Source organism: Neorhizobium sp. NCHU2750 (assembly GCF_003597675.1).
GTDB lineage: Bacteria > Pseudomonadota > Alphaproteobacteria > Rhizobiales > Rhizobiaceae > Neorhizobium.
The window spans coordinates 1,383,484-1,401,241 of sequence record NZ_CP030827.1 but is presented as its reverse complement, the minus strand read 5'-3'; the positions used below and the strand labels follow the sequence as shown (position 1 = coordinate 1,401,241).

General features: G+C 61.1%; 15 protein-coding genes. 7 read left to right on the top strand and 8 right to left on the bottom strand.

The features are described 5' to 3' along the window. Nucleotides 1-31: 31 nt before the first annotated feature. The 3 genes from prfB to NCHU2750_RS06790 form a co-directional block, all read right to left on the bottom strand. A protein-coding gene (gene prfB / locus NCHU2750_RS06800; RefSeq protein WP_119939757.1) for a peptide chain release factor 2 occupies nt 32-1,163 on the bottom strand; the annotation gives its coding sequence in 2 pieces (ribosomal slippage) (nt 32-1,093 and nt 1,095-1,163; 1,131 coding nt in all). Between the two features lie 105 nt (nt 1,164-1,268). Beyond that, the gene (locus NCHU2750_RS06795) at nt 1,269-3,746 is read right to left on the bottom strand and encodes a penicillin-binding protein 1A (RefSeq protein ID WP_119939756.1); all 2,478 of its coding nucleotides are present in this window, start codon (nt 3,744-3,746) and stop codon (nt 1,269-1,271) included. A gap of 256 nt (nt 3,747-4,002) precedes the next feature. Further along, the gene (locus NCHU2750_RS06790; protein ID WP_245480353.1) at nt 4,003-5,259 is read right to left on the bottom strand and encodes an N-acetylmuramoyl-L-alanine amidase; all 1,257 of its coding nucleotides are present in this window, start codon (nt 5,257-5,259) and stop codon (nt 4,003-4,005) included. Nucleotides 5,260-5,871: 612 nt separating this feature from the next. Here NCHU2750_RS06790 and NCHU2750_RS06785 point away from each other — a divergent pair. From NCHU2750_RS06785 to NCHU2750_RS06755, 7 genes are all read left to right on the top strand, one after another. Then, entirely contained in the window at nt 5,872-8,793 is a 2,922-nt protein-coding gene (locus NCHU2750_RS06785; protein ID WP_119939754.1) for an Rne/Rng family ribonuclease, read from the top strand. Between the two features lie 308 nt (nt 8,794-9,101). Beyond that, a complete protein-coding gene (locus NCHU2750_RS06780; protein ID WP_119939753.1) occupies nt 9,102-9,863 on the top strand; it encodes a DsbA family protein in 762 nt (253 codons plus the stop codon). A gap of 153 nt (nt 9,864-10,016) precedes the next feature. After that, complete coding sequence (gene aroQ / locus NCHU2750_RS06775) at nt 10,017-10,454, top strand: type II 3-dehydroquinate dehydratase (protein ID WP_119939752.1); 438 nt, start codon at nt 10,017-10,019, stop codon at nt 10,452-10,454. Nucleotides 10,455-10,483: 29 nt separating this feature from the next. Next, the gene (gene accB / locus NCHU2750_RS06770; protein WP_119939751.1) at nt 10,484-10,954 is read left to right on the top strand and encodes an acetyl-CoA carboxylase biotin carboxyl carrier protein; all 471 of its coding nucleotides are present in this window, start codon (nt 10,484-10,486) and stop codon (nt 10,952-10,954) included. 10 nt (nt 10,955-10,964) lie between these two features. After that, on the top strand, nt 10,965-12,311 hold the full coding sequence (gene accC, locus NCHU2750_RS06765) for an acetyl-CoA carboxylase biotin carboxylase subunit (protein ID WP_119939750.1): 1,347 nt from the start codon (nt 10,965-10,967) through the stop codon (nt 12,309-12,311). A gap of 109 nt (nt 12,312-12,420) precedes the next feature. Further along, complete coding sequence (aat, locus tag NCHU2750_RS06760; RefSeq protein WP_119939749.1) at nt 12,421-13,038, top strand: leucyl/phenylalanyl-tRNA--protein transferase; 618 nt, start codon at nt 12,421-12,423, stop codon at nt 13,036-13,038. A gap of 79 nt (nt 13,039-13,117) precedes the next feature. After that, nucleotides 13,118-14,050, top strand: coding sequence for a DUF2167 domain-containing protein (locus NCHU2750_RS06755; protein ID WP_119939748.1), 933 nt, complete (start codon nt 13,118-13,120; stop codon nt 14,048-14,050). A 3-nt stretch (nt 14,051-14,053) separates the two neighbouring features. On the opposite strand, the gene NCHU2750_RS06750 is transcribed toward NCHU2750_RS06755, so the two are convergent. The 5 genes from NCHU2750_RS06750 to gatB all read right to left on the bottom strand — a co-directional run bounded on the left by NCHU2750_RS06750 (nt 14,054) and on the right by gatB (nt 17,632). Then, nucleotides 14,054-14,476, bottom strand: coding sequence for a DUF2155 domain-containing protein (locus tag NCHU2750_RS06750; RefSeq protein ID WP_119939747.1), 423 nt, complete (start codon nt 14,474-14,476; stop codon nt 14,054-14,056). 71 nt (nt 14,477-14,547) lie between these two features. Beyond that, nucleotides 14,548-14,946 carry an NADH:ubiquinone oxidoreductase subunit NDUFA12 gene (locus tag NCHU2750_RS06745; RefSeq protein ID WP_119939746.1) on the bottom strand — a complete coding sequence of 133 codons (399 nt, stop codon included), beginning with the start codon at nt 14,944-14,946 and terminating at the stop codon, nt 14,548-14,550. 132 nt (nt 14,947-15,078) lie between these two features. Beyond that, nucleotides 15,079-15,540: a GNAT family N-acetyltransferase gene (locus NCHU2750_RS06740; protein ID WP_119939745.1), complete on the bottom strand. Its 462-nt coding sequence runs from the start codon at nt 15,538-15,540 to the stop codon at nt 15,079-15,081. A 22-nt stretch (nt 15,541-15,562) separates the two neighbouring features. After that, nucleotides 15,563-16,069 (bottom strand): GNAT family N-acetyltransferase, encoded by a 507-nt coding sequence (locus tag NCHU2750_RS06735; RefSeq protein WP_119939744.1) that lies wholly within the window; start codon nt 16,067-16,069, stop codon nt 15,563-15,565. A gap of 60 nt (nt 16,070-16,129) precedes the next feature. Then, nucleotides 16,130-17,632, bottom strand: a complete 1,503-nt coding sequence (gatB, locus tag NCHU2750_RS06730; RefSeq protein WP_119939743.1) for an Asp-tRNA(Asn)/Glu-tRNA(Gln) amidotransferase subunit GatB — start codon at nt 17,630-17,632, stop codon at nt 16,130-16,132. Nucleotides 17,633-17,758 lie beyond the last annotated feature (126 nt).

Here is a 17,758-nt window from a genome sequence, read left to right as displayed (position 1 = left end):
CGGCCTTTCACTATCTTCAGCTGTCGTAACGTCAGTCGACGTCGCCGACCTCGACATCCGGCTTGCCGCTGATGCGGTGAGCGAGAGCGGCTTCCATGAACTCGTTCAGGTCGCCGTCCAGAACATCGTCCGGTGCGGTGCTCGATACGCCGGTGCGCAGGTCCTTGACCAGCTGGTAGGGCTGCAGCACGTAGGAGCGGATCTGGTGACCCCAGCCGATATCGCTCTTCGAGGCTGCTTCCGCATTGGCGGCGGCTTCGCGCTTCATCAGCTCGGCCTCGTACATGCGGGCACGCAGCATTTCCCAGGCCTTGGCGCGGTTCTTGTGCTGCGAGCGTTCCTGCTGGCAGGCAACCACGATGCCGGTCGGGATATGGGTGATACGCACGGCCGAGTCGGTCGTATTGACGTGCTGGCCACCGGCACCCGACGACCGGTAGGTGTCGATGCGGCAGTCGCTTTCGTTGATCTCGATATTGATCGTGTCGTCAACGACCGGATAGACCCAGATCGACGAGAAGGACGTGTGGCGACGCGCGTTCGAATCATAGGGCGAGATGCGCACGAGACGGTGCACGCCCGATTCGGTCTTCATCCAGCCGAAGGCATTGTGGCCCTTGACGAGGATGGTCGCCGACTTGATGCCTGCCTCTTCGCCATCGTGAACTTCGAGAAGCTCGACCTTGAAGCCCGAACGCTCGGCCCAGCGCGTATACATGCGCAGAAGCATGTTCGCCCAGTCCTGGCTTTCGGTACCGCCGGCACCCGAATGCACTTCGACATAGGTGTCGTTGGCATCGGCTTCGCCCGAAAGCATGGCTTCCACCTGGCGGCGACCGGCCTCTGCCTTCAGCGCCTTCAAGGCATCTTCGGCATCCTTGACGATCGCCTCGTCGCCTTCCTCCTCACCAAGCTCGATGAGCTCGATATTGTCGGCAAGCTGGGTTTCCATCGCCCTGACGCCATTGATGCTTTCTTCCAGCTGCTGGCGCTCGCGCATCAGCTTCTGGGCTTCCTGGGCGTCGTTCCAGAGGTTGGGATCCTCTGCCTTGTTGTTCAACCAGTCCAGTCTTCTTACAGCCTGATCCCAGTCAAAGATGCCTCCTCAGCAGGCTTATGGCCTGCTTGATTTCGTCGACAACGTTCAGCATTTCCGCGCGCATGGCGTTTTCTTCTCTTCCATTTTCGGGATTGGAGATGCGGTGGGACATAGTTGCGCCGGGCGCAGATGTAAAGACCGCGCCCGGCTGCAATGAAGACCGGAAGGGTCAGTAAAGACCCGATGCCCCCGAAGTGATCGCCTGCTGGGCCTGCGGCGACGACTGCAGGATCTGGTCCTGGGTCATGGTATCGCCCTCGCCGATGATATGCATGCCATCGGCCGGGCCGGTGCCAGGCTTGAACGCTTCGACGATCGCATTCGGATCGCCTTCCTGCGCCTGCATGCCGGTCTTGCGGTCGACGGCGACGAAGCTCATGCCATCCGGAACGTGGAATTTTTCAGGCGGCGTCAGCTTGGAAGCCGGCTCCATGAAGTCGGCGAAAATCGGCGCGGCAAGCGATCCACCGGTTGCCGTCCTGCCAAGTGAGGCCGGCGTATCGAAACCGACATAGAGGCCGGCGACGAGGTTCGGGGTGAAGCCGACGAACCAGGCATCCTTTTCGTCGTTGGTGGTACCGGTCTTGCCGGCGACCGGGCGGTCGGTGATGTGGATCTTGCCGGCGGCGGTGCCGCGCTGGACGACGCCTTCCATCATCGAGGTGATCTGGTAGCCGGTCATCGGATCGAGAACCTGCTCGCGATTGTCGACCAGCGTCGGCTCTTCCTGATTGTTCCAGCCGCTGGCATTGCAGCCCTCGCAGCTGCGCTCCTCGTGACGGAAGATCGTCTTGCCGTAACGGTCCTGGATGCGGTCGATCAGCGTCGGCTTGATCTGCTTGCCGCCATTGGCGATCACCGCGTAAGCCGAAACCATGCGCATGACGGTCGTCTCACCGGCGCCAAGCGCCATCGGCAGGTAGGGCGCCATCTTGTCGTAGATGCCGAAACGCTCGGCATATTCGGCGACGAGATCCATGCCCATGTCCTGCGCCAGACGAACAGTCATCTGGTTGCGGGAATGCTCGATGCCGAAGCGCAGCGTCGAGGGCCCGTTCGAACCTTCGTTGCCGTAATTGTCCGGGCTCCATACCTTGTCGCCGTTGACGATCTCGATCGGTGCATCGAGGACGACCGAGGCCGGCGTATAGCCGTTGTCGAGAGCGGCGGAGTAGACGATCGGCTTGAAGGACGAACCCGGCTGACGCATCGCCTGCGTGGCACGGTTGAATTCCGACAGCGCATAGGAGAAGCCGCCGACCATGGCCAGAACGCGACCGGTATTGGGGTCCATCGCCACAAGACCGCCCTGTACCTTGGGCGGCTGACGCAGGTGATAGCTGCTGGAGCCTGCCGCAGTCGGCTCGACATAGATGACGTCGCCGGGTTTCAATACGCCATCCGGCGACTTTGCAGGCTTGCGGTCACCGTCGGCATCCCGGTAGGCCCATTTCATGTCGTCGGCAGAAATCGTGCCGGTCTGGAGATCCGCACTCGACGGACCGCCATTGCCATCCTGCGGGCGAAGGCTGACTTCGACCGACTTGGCGGAAACAGAACGGACGACGGCAAGATCCCATTCGGGCACGTCGCGCAGGTCGACGACCTTGCCACCGGTGATCAGCTTCTGCAATTCCGCTCCCCAGTCGCCCGACATGTCGACACTGGCCAGAGCACCGTGGAAGCCGCGGCGCTGGTCGAATTCCACCAACCCGTGCTGGAGAGCCTTGCGGGCGAGAACCTGGAGATCAGGATCGAGCGAGGTGCGCACGGACAGGCCGCCTTCGTAAAGCGCCTTGTCGCCATATCTGTCGATCAGCTGGCGGCGAACCTCTTCGGAGAAATAATCGGAGGCAACGATATAACGGCCTTCGTTGCGCTGCTTGGCACCGAGCGGCTGCTTCTTGGCGTCGGCGGCATCTTCCGCGGTAATATAGCCGTTTTCGGCCATGCGATCGATCACCCAGTTGCGACGATCGATGGCGGCCTGCTCGTGGCGGTAGGGATTATAGTTGTTCGGGCCCTTCGGCAGCGCGGCGAGATAGGCCGCCTCTGCCGTGGTCAGCTCGGTCACCGACTTGCCGAAATAGGTCAGCGCGGCACCGGCGATGCCATAGGAGTTCAGGCCGAAGAAAATCTCGTTGAGATAGAGTTCAAGGATCTTGTCCTTGGAATAGGCCTGTTCGATGCGGAAGGAGAGAATTGCTTCCTTGACCTTGCGGTCGATCGTCTGGTCGCTCGACAGGAGGAAGTTCTTGGCCACCTGCTGGGTGATCGTCGAGGCACCTTCTGGGCGGCGGCCGGAGCCGAAATTCTGCAGGTTGTTGACGATCGCACGGCCGAGGCCGGTAATGTCGACACCGGGATGGGTGTAGAAATTCTTGTCTTCGGCCGAAATGAAGGCCGCCTTGACGCGATCCGGAATGGCCTGGATGGGCAGGAAGAGACGCCGCTCGCGCGCATATTCGGCCAGGAGCGCACCGTTGCCGGCATGCACGCGGGTTTCCACCGGCGGCTCGTAGGAACTCAGGACCTCGTAATCGGGCAGATCCTTGGTCATGCCATGCAGATAGATGGCAGCGGCCACTGCTGCGCCCAGGAAGAGCACGCAGGCCATCCCAAAGAAGTATCCAATCAGTCTGATCATGTCTGAGCTACCGTTCAGCTTTCCTTCGGCGCAAGACGCACCATCGCATGCCTGCAGGCCTTTTGCACGACGTTTCCATCAGCGCAAGGGCGGCCGGGTTCAACTCTGTGCAAGTTCGGCCAATGCGAAATACATTGCCACCCCATGCCCGTCGAATGTGAGGAAACTAGGGCTTTTCACAGGTATTTCCGCTAGTTCCGGTTGCGGCGTGACAATCTGTCAGGCCGGTGTGGTATCGATGCCACGCCTTGCCGCATCATCCGCCATTGGCCACCGAGCGCTTGTGATAGCGGTGGACCGCCTCGGCCAGCAGGCTTGCGACCTTGTCCCGCCAATTCTCGTCGAGCAGCAGCTTTTCGTCGTCGCTATTGGAGAGAAAGCCCATTTCGAGCAGCGCGGAGGGGATATCGGGGGCACGCAGGACCTGGAAATTCGCCTGGCGGTGGGGATTGTTGATCAAGCCGACCTGTCCATCGAAGGATTTGACCACGTTATCGGCGAGCGCCACCGAAAAGGCCTGGGTTTCGCGACGGGTCAGATCAAGCAGGATATCGGCCACCTCCGGCTTGGCATCCTCCACCTGATAACCCGCCAGCTGGTCGGACAGGTTTTCGCGCGCGGCCAGATTTTCCGCCATGCGGTCGGAGGCCTTGTCGGACAGCGTGTAGACCGTCGCGCCGCGGATATCCTTCTGCGGCAGCGTATCGGCATGGATGGAAATGAAGAGATCGGCGTGATGCTGGCGGGCCACCGTGACACGCTCGGACAGCGACAGATAGGTATCGTCGTCGCGCGTCAGGAACGCCTTCACGCCCTCGATCTTGTTCAGCTTGTCGGCCAGGAGCTTGGCGAAGGCGAGCGTCACCGTCTTTTCCGGCGTCTTGGTCGTCGCACCGCTCGCGCCGGCATCGATGCCGCCATGGCCTGCATCGACCGCGACGACAAACACGCCATCCTCGACCGGAGGATCGATATCCTGCGGCGGCACGGCGGCGGACTGCCCCCAGTCCTGCGTCTTCAGCATCGCATCGAACTGCGGCTGAGAGGTGATCTCCGCATCGAGAATGAGGCGAAAGCCCCTGTCCTCGTTCTGGCGAACCTCGGCGGTGACGAGCTTGACCGGACGACTGGTGGTGAACACGAGACGGGCGCTATCCTCCCCCATTGTGCCGTAACGGATATCCTTGAAAAGGCCGCGCGGCGCGAGGTCGCCTGCCGGGAAGCCGAAGGCGGTCGCGGACAGGTCGACGACGATACGTTCCGGCTTGCCAATATAGTGGACGGAGAAGGCCGGCTTGCTCTCAAAGTCGATGACGACGCGCGTTCGGGCGTCGTCGCCGGCGACACGTGCGGCAAATGCCAGCATGGGTTGTTGCGAAGCGAAAGACGCGGAGGAAAAAGCGACGAAGAGCAACGCGACGACGAGCGCAAATCGCTCAATGATTCGCGGACCTTGGGCGATCGCGCGCAGCCCTGCCGCACCGACGATCGTTAGCACTCTATCCAACTTCAAGCCGTATCCCGCCTCTTCATCCTTCGCATCCGACCCGACTTCGGTGCGAAAGTCCCGCATTTCAGGCATTTATGTTCCAAGGCGAGCGAATCGCTGCCGGAACTCCATGTTCGATTAGGCCGGCAAATCCATCCACAATATGGCGGATACGGCTTTTCCCTTGCTATTGTGACAGATAAAACATACAAAGCCAGACAGGTTAAAGGGTTAACGGGATAGTCTGCCGATGGGCTGGCCAGCCTTCACGGGACTGGCGCCAAGGACCGGCAAGCATCCGCCGTCGCAACTCTCGACCTGTTTGTAAATCGATCACTCCGGCCGCGGCCGGAACAATGCCGGGTGGCACGCCACCCACCGCTCGCATGGAGCACCCCATCGGACCCGTGAGGGTCCAGTTATCGTCAGTCACGTTTGGTCTTTAATGTTGCGGCAAATTTTTCAGATCACGGAAAGAAGGAAGAAGCCCACGGCTTCGCTGCCTTTCCGATTGCCGTCTCGCCTCGACCCAGCGGGATCACCCTTATCCGGCGTCATGACCGTTGTGCATAACGAGCCTGTCCTCGCGGCAGGCTTTCGTGCATTTGCGCGGCGGCGCCGAGGAGCAGAATTTCAATGGCAGACAAAATGCTTATCGACGCGTCTCACGAAGAGGAGACGCGCGTAGTCGTCGTACGCGGCAATCGCATCGAAGAATTCGATTTCGAATCGCAGCACAAGAAGCAGATCCGCGGCAATATCTACCTGGCGAAGGTGACACGTGTCGAACCGTCGCTGCAGGCAGCGTTTGTCGATTACGGCGGCAACCGGCACGGCTTCCTGGCCTTCGCCGAAATCCATCCCGATTATTACCAGATCCCGCTCGCAGACCGTCAGGCGCTGATGCAGCAGGAAGCCGAGGACCAGCGCAAGATCGCCGAGGCCGAGGCTGTCGATCCGGTCGTAGACCTCGCCAACCAGGAACAGCCCGATGTCGGCATCGTGCCGGTCGAGGCTGAGGCCGCACCGCAGGCCGCCGAGGCCGTTGCAGCTGAAGACGCTGTCGCCGCCGAGCCGGAAAAGAAGGCCAAGCCGAAGCGCACCCGCTCGCGCAAGAAGGCCGTCGAAGCTGCTCCGGAAGAAGCATCTGCCGAAGCCGCGGACGCTGCAGCGACCGAGAGCACGACCAGCGACGACACGTCGACGCCGGACAGCATGGCCGCCATGATCGACACCGACTCGATTTCGGAAGATGTCGGTTCGCGCCGCCGTGACGACAGCGACGACGACGATGATGACGACAATCACGAGAAGGAAGAGATCGAATCCGTCGGCGCCGAAGACGCCATGGAAGAGGTCCCTGATCGCGTGCAGCGCAAGCCGCGCAAGCAGTACCGCATCCAGGAAGTCATCAAGCGCCGCCAGATCCTGCTCGTGCAGGTGGCCAAGGAAGAGCGTGGCAACAAGGGTGCGGCGCTGACCACCTATCTGTCGCTTGCCGGCCGTTACTCGGTTCTGATGCCGAACACGGCGCGTGGCGGCGGCATTTCCCGCAAGATCACCCAGCCGCAGGACCGCAAGCGCCTGAAGGAAGTTGCCCGCGAACTCGACGTGCCGCAGGGCATGGGCGTAATCCTGCGCACCGCCGGTGCAAACCGCACCCGCGTCGAGATCAAGCGCGACTTCGAATACCTGATGCGCCTGTGGGAAAACGTCCGCACGCTGACGCTGCAGTCGACCGCCCCTACCCTCGTCTACGAGGAAGGCTCGCTGATCAAGCGTTCGATCCGCGACCTGTACAACAAGGATATCGGCGAGATCATCGTTTCGGGCGAAGAAGGCTATCGTGAAGCGAAAGACTTCATGAAGATGCTGATGCCGAGCCATGCCAAGGTGGTTCAGCCCTATCGCGACCTGCACCCGATCTTCTCGCGTTCCGGCATCGAGGCACAGCTCGACCGCATGCTGCAGCCGCAGGTAACGCTGAAGTCCGGCGGTTATCTGATCATCAACCAGACCGAAGCTCTGGTGGCTGTCGACGTCAACTCCGGCCGTTCGACCCGCGAGCATTCGATCGAGGACACCGCACTCCAGACGAACCTGGAAGCGGCAGAGGAAGTGGCCCGCCAGCTTCGCCTGCGCGACCTTGCCGGCCTGATCGTCATCGACTTCATCGACATGGAAGAAAAGCGCAACAACCGCGCTGTCGAGAAGAAGCTGAAGGATTGCCTGAAGAACGACCGCGCCCGCATCCAGGTCGGCCGCATCTCGCATTTCGGCCTTCTGGAAATGTCACGCCAGCGTATCCGCGCCTCGGTTCTGGAATCGACGACGCAGATCTGCTCGCATTGCGGCGGTACCGGCCATGTTCGTTCGCAGTCTTCCGTTGCCCTGCACGTGCTGCGCGGCATCGAGGAATATCTGCTAAAGAACACCACGCATGACATCAATGTGCGGACCACTCCGGACATCGCGCTCTTCCTGCTCAACCACAAGCGCGGCAGCGTGGTGGATTACGAAAACCGCTTCGGCGTTTCGATCTTCATCGAATCCGACGCCGGCATCGGTTCGAGCCATTTTGCCATCGATCGTGGCGAGCCGGTTGAAAACCCGGTCAAGATCGAAAGCCTGATGCAGTTTGCCGCCATTCCTGTCGAGGAAGACGACGATGACATCGTCATCGACATGGAAGAGGAAGAAGACGAGGAACTGGCACCCGCCCAGTCGTCGGGTCAGTCCCAGTCGGCCAGGCAGGAACGCGCCGAGGGTGACGACCAGAACGGCCGCAAGCGCAAGCGCCGCCGTCGTCGTCGCAACCGTAACGGCGAGCGCAATGGCGATGCCCAGGCTCAGGGCGGCAATATCGAGGAAATCTCCGAAGACGGCGAGGAAGGCGACGACGAGGCCGAAGGCGATATCGTCGACACCGCAGCTCCCTCCGACGCTTCGGCCGATGGCGAAGGTGACCGTCGCAAGCGCCGCCGCCGCGGCAAGCGTGGCGGACGCCGCAATCGCAACGGCGAGGACGGTGTAGAAGCCGGCGCCGAGGGCGAAGACGCTGCTGCCGATGACGAGGCCGAGGCTGTCGCCGAGGTCGCCGACGCTCCGGCGGAGACTGTCGTCGAGCCGGCGGCTGCGGAAGTCGTGGTCGAGGAAGCGGTTGCTGTCGAGGCGGAAGCCGAAGCTGCACCGAAGCCGAAGCGCGCGCGCCGGAGCAAGAAGGCGATCGCTGCGGAAGCTGCTGAAGCAGAGGCAGCAACTGCCGAACCCGCCGCTGCCGCTCCTGCCGCTCCTGTGGAAGAGACCGGCGCTCCGGAAGTCGTCACCGCAGAGGTGAAGGCCGAAGAAGCCCCTGTGGTCTCCGCGACCCCGGACGAAGCATCGACTGCAGCGGACGCTGACGAAGCCAAGTCGGCTCGCGGCAACCGCGGTTCCAACATCTCGTCCTCCAGCGAGGCCGTGGTGAAGAGTTCCGAGGGAAGTGCCGCTCCGGAAGGTGACGGCGATCCGTCCAAGCCGAAGAAGGCCGGCTGGTGGCAGCGCCGCGGTTTCTTCTGATAGACAGAACACTCGATGAAAATGGCCGCGGATGCGGCCATTTTCTTTTGCGGCGCTGCCGCCTCCTGGCCGCACCGCGTTGACAAAATGATTCCGCAAATGCCCAGATCTCCTTGTTTGCACGGGGTTTGCGCGAGGTTTGCGCGGGGCCGTTGCGGTTTTCGGCCATTCCCGTCTACGCAGATGTGAAGCCTTGCTCGTGCCGCAATGCAGATTTTCTGTTTCTTGAGCGGCGCGGTTGGCTTAGCCTTGCCGACGATTTGATATTCGGGCGCCGGATTCGCGGTTGCCAAGTGATGAGGAAAATGATGACCCGTCTGTTCAAGACCTTCGCTGCCAGCGCCTGTCTGTCGCTGGCGCTTTCTGCGGCCGCACCGGCCTTTGCGCTCGATGACGCCCAGAAGAAGGAAATGGGCGATTTCATCCGCGAGTATCTGATCCAGAATCCGGAAGTGATGATCGAGGTGCAGAACGCGCTGGAAGCCAAGCAGCAGGCGCAGCGCACAGAACAGTCGAGCAAGGCGGTCGCCGAATACAAGGACCAGATCTTCTCGTCGCCGACCGACATCGTACTTGGCAATCCCAAGGGTGACGTCAGTATCGTCGAGTTCTTCGACTACAATTGCGGTTACTGCAAGCGCGCCATGAGCGACATGGACAACATCATCAAGACGGACAAGAACGTCCGCTTCGTCTTGAAGGAATTTCCGATCCTCGGACCGGATTCGCTTGCCGCCCACAAGGTGGCCAATGCGGTGCGGCTGATTGCGCCCGACAAGTATCCCGAATTCCACCGCCGCCTGCTCGGCGGCCAGGAGCATGCCTCCGACGAGACCGCAATGGCGGTTGCGACCGGCCTAGGCTTGAAGGAGGCGGCGATCCGCAAGTCGATGGCCGATCATCCGAATGACGATCTCGTGCGCCAGTCCTATCAGCTGGCCAATGCGATCGGGATTACCGGAACACCGACCTATGTGGTCGGCGACCAGGCGATGTTCGGCGCCGTCGGGCTCGACGAGATCGAGGACAAGGTCAAGAACGTCCGGGCCTGCGGCAAGGCCACCTGCTGACGGCGGCCCTCGCATTTACCACAATCACCCCCATATGCCGTTTATCCCCAAGCTCAGGGGCAGCAGCGGCGTTTCGGCGCGGCAGGGGCTTTCCCTTGCCGGCCTCACGGTCTATAGGTGGCCGCTAAATTCGGATGGAACAATAGATCAGTGATGAGCAAGACGGTTTTCGTCCTCAACGGCCCGAACCTCAACATGCTTGGCAAGAGAGAGCCCGGCATCTATGGCGGGCAGACGCTCGAGGATGTGAAGCAGCAGTGCATTTCGGCCGGCGCGGAGCTCGGTTTCGATATCGATTTCCGGCAGAGCAATCACGAAGGCACGCTGATCGACTGGATTCACGAAGCCGGCGAGAAGGCTGTCGGCGTGGCGATCAATGCCGGCGCCTACACCCACACGTCGATTGCGCTTCACGATGCGATCAAGGCCGTAACGGTGCCGGTGATCGAATTGCACATCTCGAATGTCCATGCACGGGAAGAGTTTCGCCATCATTCCGCGATCGCACCGGCTGCCAAGGGCGTCATCTGCGGTTTCGGCACGGCGAGCTACATTCTCGCACTGCATGCCTTGAAATACACAATCGCCTGACAAGATAGAACAGAACAATAGGGTTTGCCATGTCTGAGAAGAAGAACGGGATCGACAAGGGACTGATCCGCGACCTCGCTGACATCCTCAACGATACCGATCTCACCGAGATCGAAGTCGAACAGGACGATCTGCGCATCCGCGTTTCGCGCGCTTCGGCGACGCAGTATGTCCAGGCTCCGATTGCAGCCGCTCCGATGGCCGCCGCAGCGCCGGTTGCAGCCGCTCCGGCCGCCGTCGCAGCACCGGTTGCAGCCGCCGACAACAAGAATGCAGTCACCGCACCGATGGTCGGTACCGCCTATCTGTCGCCGGCTCCGGGCTCCAAGGCATTCGTCGAAGTCGGCGCAATGGTCAAGGAAGGCCAGACGCTGCTCATCATCGAAGCGATGAAGACCATGAACCAGATCCCTGCCCCGCGCTCGGGCAAGGTCACTGAAATCCTGGTCAACGACGCGCAGCCCGTCGAATACGGTCAGCCGCTCGTCATCGTCGAATAAGGCGGTTTTCATGATTTCCAAGATCCTCATAGCCAATCGCGGCGAGATCGCGTTGCGCGTGCTGAGAGCAGCTAAGGAACTCGGCATCGCAACCGTTGCCGTCCACTCCACGGCCGATGCCGACGCCATGCATGTCCGCCTTGCGGACGAGAGCGTGTGCATCGGTCCTCCGCCGTCGCGCGAGAGCTATCTCAACATCCACCAGATCGTCGCCGCCTGCGAGATCACCGGCGCCGATGCCGTGCATCCGGGCTACGGCTTCCTGTCGGAAAATGCCAAGTTCGCGGAAATCCTCGAAGCGCACGGCATTACCTTCATCGGCCCGACCGCCGAGCACATCCGCCTGATGGGTGACAAGATCACCGCCAAGCAGACGGCCGTCGAACTCGGCATTCCGGTCGTTCCGGGCTCCGAAGGCGAAGTGACGCCCGAAAATGCGCTGGAGATTGCCAGGGGGATCGGCTTTCCGGTTCTCATCAAGGCAACGGCCGGCGGCGGTGGACGCGGCATGAAGGTGGCCAAGACCGAGGCCGATCTGGACGAAGCCTTCAACACGGCCCGCACCGAAGCGCTTGCCGCTTTCGGCAATGGCGCGGTCTACATGGAAAAGTACCTCGGCAAGCCGCGCCATATCGAGATCCAGGTGGTCGGTGATGGTGCAGGCAATGCTATCCATCTCGGTGAACGCGACTGCTCGCTGCAGCGCCGCCACCAGAAGGTCTGGGAAGAGGCCAATTCCCCTGCTCTCACTGTCGAGCAGCGCATGAATATCGGCCAGATCTGTGCCGACGCGATGAAGAAGATGAAATATCGCGGCGCCGGCACGATCGAGTTCCTCTACGAAAACGGCGAGTTCTATTTCATCGAAATGAACACCCGTCTTCAGGTCGAGCATCCGATCACCGAAGCGATCACCGGCATCGACCTCGTTCACGAGCAGATCCGCGTCGCCTCCGGCGACGGGCTGTCGGTCACGCAGGACGAGATCCAGTTCCAGGGTCACGCGATCGAGTGCCGCATCAATGCGGAAGATCCGCGCACCTTCGTTCCGTCTCCGGGCACGATCACCTATTTCCACGCGCCCGGCGGTCTCGGCGTGCGCGTCGATTCGGGCGCCTATGCCGGCTACAAGATCCCGCCTTACTATGACAGCCTGATCGGCAAGCTGATCGTGCATGGGCGCTCGCGCGAGGAATGCATGATGCGCCTGCGCCGCGTGCTCGACGAGTTCGTCGTCGACGGCATCAAGACGACGCTGCCGCTGTTCCAGGACCTGGTCGAGAACCCGGACATCCAGAAGGGCGACTACGACATCCACTGGCTGGAAAATTATCTGGCCGGAGGCAAGGAACACTGAGTATAATGAAACGCCCGGGGCAACAGCTTCCGGGCGTTCCTCTATAGAATGCGCATCGCGCCTTGCGAAAGCCAGGCGCGGCCTTCGGGTTGATGCAACAGGGAGTGAAATGGCAGGGCGGCGCGGCAGGTATTACCCGGCAATCACCCCGGACGTTCTGTTGCGAGCCTATTCGATAGGCCTGTTCCCGATGGCCGAGTCGGCCGACGATCCCGAGATATTCTGGGTCGAGCCGGAAATGCGGGGCATCATCCCGCTCGACACGTTCCACGTCTCCAAGAGCCTTTCAAAGACCATCCGCAGAGCACCGTTCGAGATCCGCTTCGACAGCGCCTTCGATCGGGTGATCGGCATGTGTGCCGAATCTGCGCCGGACCGGCCGAGTACCTGGATCAACGCCACCATAAGGCAGCTCTATGGCGAGCTTCACTGCATGGGCCATGCCCACAGCGTCGAGGCCTGGGAGGGAGATGAACTGGTCGGCGGGCTCTACGGTGTCTCACTCGGGGCCGCCTTCTTCGGCGAGAGCATGTTTTCAAGGCGGACGGATGCCTCGAAGATCTGCCTCGCCCATCTCGTGCAACGGCTCAACGACAATGGTTTCCGGCTGCTCGACACGCAGTTCACCACGGATCACCTGAAGACCTTCGGCGCGATCGACGTGCCCAAGGACGATTATCTCGTGCTTTTGCGGGCCGCGGTCGATTCGCCGCATATGCCTTTCTGACAATCCACCGGAATAATTCGCCCTCTGGTTGTTCCCGCATGCGATGCCGCTATGCTCGCCAGCATTGGGGGCATGTATCATGAAGCATTTCATTCCGGCATTTCTTATCATCCTTTCCGTCTCCGGCGCGGCCCATGCGAAAACGCTCGAAGAGATGTTTCCCGGCAGGTCCGATCTGCCGGAAAAGGAAAGGCAGTTTTTCCAGAGTTTCGATTTCCAGCAGGGCCCGGTGGCGCTGAACGCGGCCACGGCGACGCTCAACATCCCGAAGGATTTTTACTATCTCGATCCTGCGGCGACCCGGAAAGTGCTGGTCGACCTGTGGGGCAATCCGCCGGCGGCCGCCGACGGTACGCTCGGGATGATCTTCCCTGCCCGCTACCTGCCCGCCGACGACGACGCATGGGGCTCCGTGGTCGACTACGAGGCCGACGGGCATGTTTCCGACGCGGAGGCCAACTCGATCGACTACGACGACCTGCTGAAACAGATCCAGCAGGGCATTGCGGAGAAAAACGGCGAGCGCGAGAAGCAGGGCTTCGAGCCGATCACGCTGGTCGGCTGGGCGTCCCCACCGCATTACGATCAGGCCGAACATGCGCTGCACTGGGCACGCGAGCTGATTTTCGGCAAGGGTGAGGACGTAAGACACACGCTCAACTATTCGGTCCGCATGCTCGGCCGCGAAGGCGTGCTGCAATTCGATTTCGTCGCGGCGATGAGCCAGCTCGACGAGATAAAGGACAGTATCCCGACGGTCACGAAGCTCGTCGCATTCGACAGCGGGGCGACCTATACCGACTATCGCAACGGCGACAAGATTGCCGCCTATGGCATGGCCGGCATGATCGCCGCCGGTGCGGGTGCCAAGCTCGCCGCCAAGTTCGGGCTGTTTGCCGCCATTGCACTGCTTTTAAAGAAGGGCGGTTTTCTGGTCGTGCTTGCCGGTGGGGCCGGTGCCTGGAAGTTCATCACCGGCCTGTTCAGGCGCAACAGGACCCCGCGGTCTTAGCGATCAGTTGGTCGCGGGCGTCGGAGGAGGAATATCCGACTTCGCCTTGCAGCCGGTCAGCCAGACGTCATAGATCGGATGTTCGACGGCGTTGAGGCCGGGGCTGTCGGCGAACATCCAGCCGGAGAAGATGCGGCGGATCTTGCGGTCGAGGGTGATTTCGTCAACCTCGACGAAACCGTCGATCTTCTGCACTTCGGTATCGTCACGCGAATAGCAGACCTTCGGCGTCACCTGCAGCGCGCCATATTGCACCGTCTCGTTGACATAGACGTCGAACGTGGTGATGCGGCCGGTAATCTTGTCGATACCGGCGAAGACGGCCACCGGATTGGAAATCCGGGCGGCAAACGCAGTTTCTCCCGCAGAAAGAGGTGCTGCCGCAACGAGCGCACCGAGAAGAAATTTGCGAGGAGAAATCATCATGCGTGTCATATCCATTCCGTCACGGCGAACCGTTCACACCGTGACTAGAGTGCGATTATGGCCAATAAGCGTCAGTTGCCGGGCGTCCAGGCATCGTAATCGCCGGTGACGCGCGGACGCTCACCGGTGGATGCCATCGATCCCTTGGGGAAATAGGCCTGCGGCGAGCCGGTCAGGTTCGGCTGGTGCGGCTTCTGCCATTCACGCGGCTTGTAGTTTTCCTGCGACGGCGGAACGTCGGTGCGGTAATGCATCCAGCCGTGCCAGCCCGGAGGAATGGACGAGGCCTCCGCATAGCCCTTGTAGACGACCCAGCGCTTGGGCTTGCCCCAGGAGGCCATCGGGCCTTCGTAATAGATATTGCCGAACTCGTCTTCGCCGACCTTCTTGCCATGGCGCCAGGTGAAGAAGCGCGTCCCCATCGTCTGACCGTTCCACCAGGTGAATATCTGCAGCAGAAGTGCTTTCATGGGGTATTCCGTCGATTTGACATGATCGGATTGGACTTAGCCTAGGACTTGCGGCGCCGACATACGGCTCTTCTGCTTATGACGCCTGCCGCCCGTCATGTCCAGCGATTCTCAAGCCTCTCCGGAGCACACTCACTTGAGCTTCATCTTGAAACCCGCATGGGTTTTGACAAAGCCCTGGCGTTCGTAAAAGCGGTGCGCATCGCTGCGGACGGCATTCGAGGTCAATTGTGCGAGGCGGCAATCGCGACGCTTCGCCTCGTCGACGGCAAAGTCCATCATCTTCGCGCCGATGCCGCGGCTGCGCATATCCGGTCTTGTCTGCACGGCCTCGATGATCATCGACAGCGATCCGCGTGACGTCAGCGTGCGGGTGAAGAGAAGCTGGAACGTGCCGACCACCTCGCCGTCCTGTTCGGCGACAAACAGTTGCTCATTGGCGGATGCATCGATGACATGAAAGGCGCGCAGATAATCCTCGTAGGCGTCAGGATCCGTCGTATCGCCATGGCCACCCTTGTCGTCCTCGGCAAACATGGCGATCAGCGCGGACAGATCCTCCTCATGTGCCCTTCTGATGATCAGTTCGCTCATAGGACCCGCCTCCCCGTTTCACTCAATGCTGCAACAGCCGCTTTTCCATGATCACTGCAGGCAGGCCGGAATTCGGCGCACCCCATTCCTCCATGCGATCGACCTCGGAAAAACCGAGGCGCTGGTAGAAGGAAATGGCGCGGGCGTTCGGAAGGGCAACCTCGACCCGCATGATTTCCGCATCCGGAAAGCAGGTTTCGATCTCGGCGAAAAGATCGCGGCCGACACCTTCGTTCTGGGATTCGGGCCGCACATAAAGCTGGTGCAGCATCACGGTCTTGGCCATTTTCGGATACATGGCCGCATAGGCAATGCCGCCGAGCTTGCGGCCGTCGTCGGCCACCAGAAACTCGCCGTCGCGCTTGCCGATGCGCGAGCGGATGGCGCTCGATGAGTGCCAGGAACCGACCATCTTCGCCACCTGATCGGTCCCGTAGAACGGATCATAGGTGGCATGAAACGTCTCGCCCAAAAGGCCGCGGATCTTCTCCACGTCCTCTTCCCCGGCGGTGCGGACGAAGTAGACCATAGGGCTTCTCCAGACGGAAGATGCAGGCCGCAACCGCGTCGCGATTTGCGGCCCGATTGATTATTCCTCGATGCCGAGCTTGGCCTTGACCAGGGCCTGGACGGCCTGCGGGTTGGCCTTGCCGCCGGTGGACTTCATCACCTGGCCGACGAACCAGCCGGCGAGCGTCGGCTTGGCCTTGACCTTCTCGACCTGATCCGGATTGGCCGCGATGATCTCGTCGACGGCCTTTTCGATGGCGCCGGTATCCGTCACCTGCTTCATGCCGCGGGCTTCGACGATTTGTGCCGGGTCGCCGCCTTCGGTGAGCACGATCTCGAACAGATCCTTGGCGATCTTGCCGGAAATGGTCTCGGCCTTGATCAGGTCGATGATGCCGCCGAGCTGGGCGGGCGAAACCGGAGTCTCTTCAATGTCTTTGCCGAGTTTGTTCAAGGCGCCCAACAGGTCGTTGATGACCCAGTTTGCCGCCGTCTTGCCGTCACGGCCTTCGGCCACGGCTTCGAAATAATCGGCAATCGCCTTTTCGGAGACGAGAACCGAGGCGTCGTAGATCGACAGGCCGAGTTCGGAGACGAAGCGGGCCTTCTTGTCGTCCGGCAGTTCGGTCAGGTCGGCCTTCAGCGCATCGATGAAGGCATCATCGAATTCGAGCGGCAAGAGGTCCGGATCGGGGAAATAGCGGTAGTCATGCGCGTCTTCCTTAGAGCGCATCGAGCGGGTCTCACCCTTGCCCGGATCGAAGAGGCGGGTTTCCTGGTCGATGACGCCGCCATCCTCCAGAATGCCGATCTGGCGGCGGGCTTCGTATTCGATCGCCTGGCCGATGAAGCGGATGGAGTTGACGTTCTTGATCTCGCAGCGCGTGCCGAACTCGCCGCCCGGCTTGCGCACGGAGACGTTGACGTCGGCGCGCATCGAGCCTTCGTCCATGTTGCCGTCGCAGGTGCCGAGATAGCGCACGATCGAGCGCAGCTTGGTCATATAGGCCTTGGCTTCGTCGGACGAGCGCATGTCGGGCTTGGAAACGATTTCCATCAGGGCGACGCCCGAACGGTTCAGGTCGACATAGGACATGGTCGGATGCTGGTCATGCATCGACTTGCCTGCGTCCTGTTCCAGATGCAGGCGCTCGATGCCGATCTCGATATCCTCGAACTGGCCCTGGCGGTCGGGACCGAGCGAGATGACGATCTTGCCCTCGCCGACGATCGGATCCTTGAACTGCGAGATCTGGTAGCCCTGCGGCAGGTCGGGATAGAAATAGTTCTTGCGGTCGAAGATCGAGCGCTTGTTGATCTCGGCCTTCAGGCCAAGACCGGTGCGCACCGCCTGCTTGACGCATTCCTCGTTGATGACCGGCAGCATGCCGGGCATGGCGGCATCGACGAGAGATACGTTGCCGTTGGCCGGCTTGCCGAACTCGGTCGAGGCGCCGGAGAAGAGTTTCGAATTGGAGAGGACCTGGGCGTGCACCTCCATGCCGATGATCACTTCCCAGTCGCCGGTGGCGCCGGGGATGAAGCGTTTCGGATCAGGGGTACGGACGTCGATCAGGGTCATCTTGGGCTCGTCTCATGCGTGAATTCTTTGAAGTCGTGAGGTAGAACAAATGCCGTGGTGGCGCAAGGCTTCAAGGCGTCGGATGGCCGCCTGCGGCCAATGGGAAACAAACGTGCCGGGTATTTG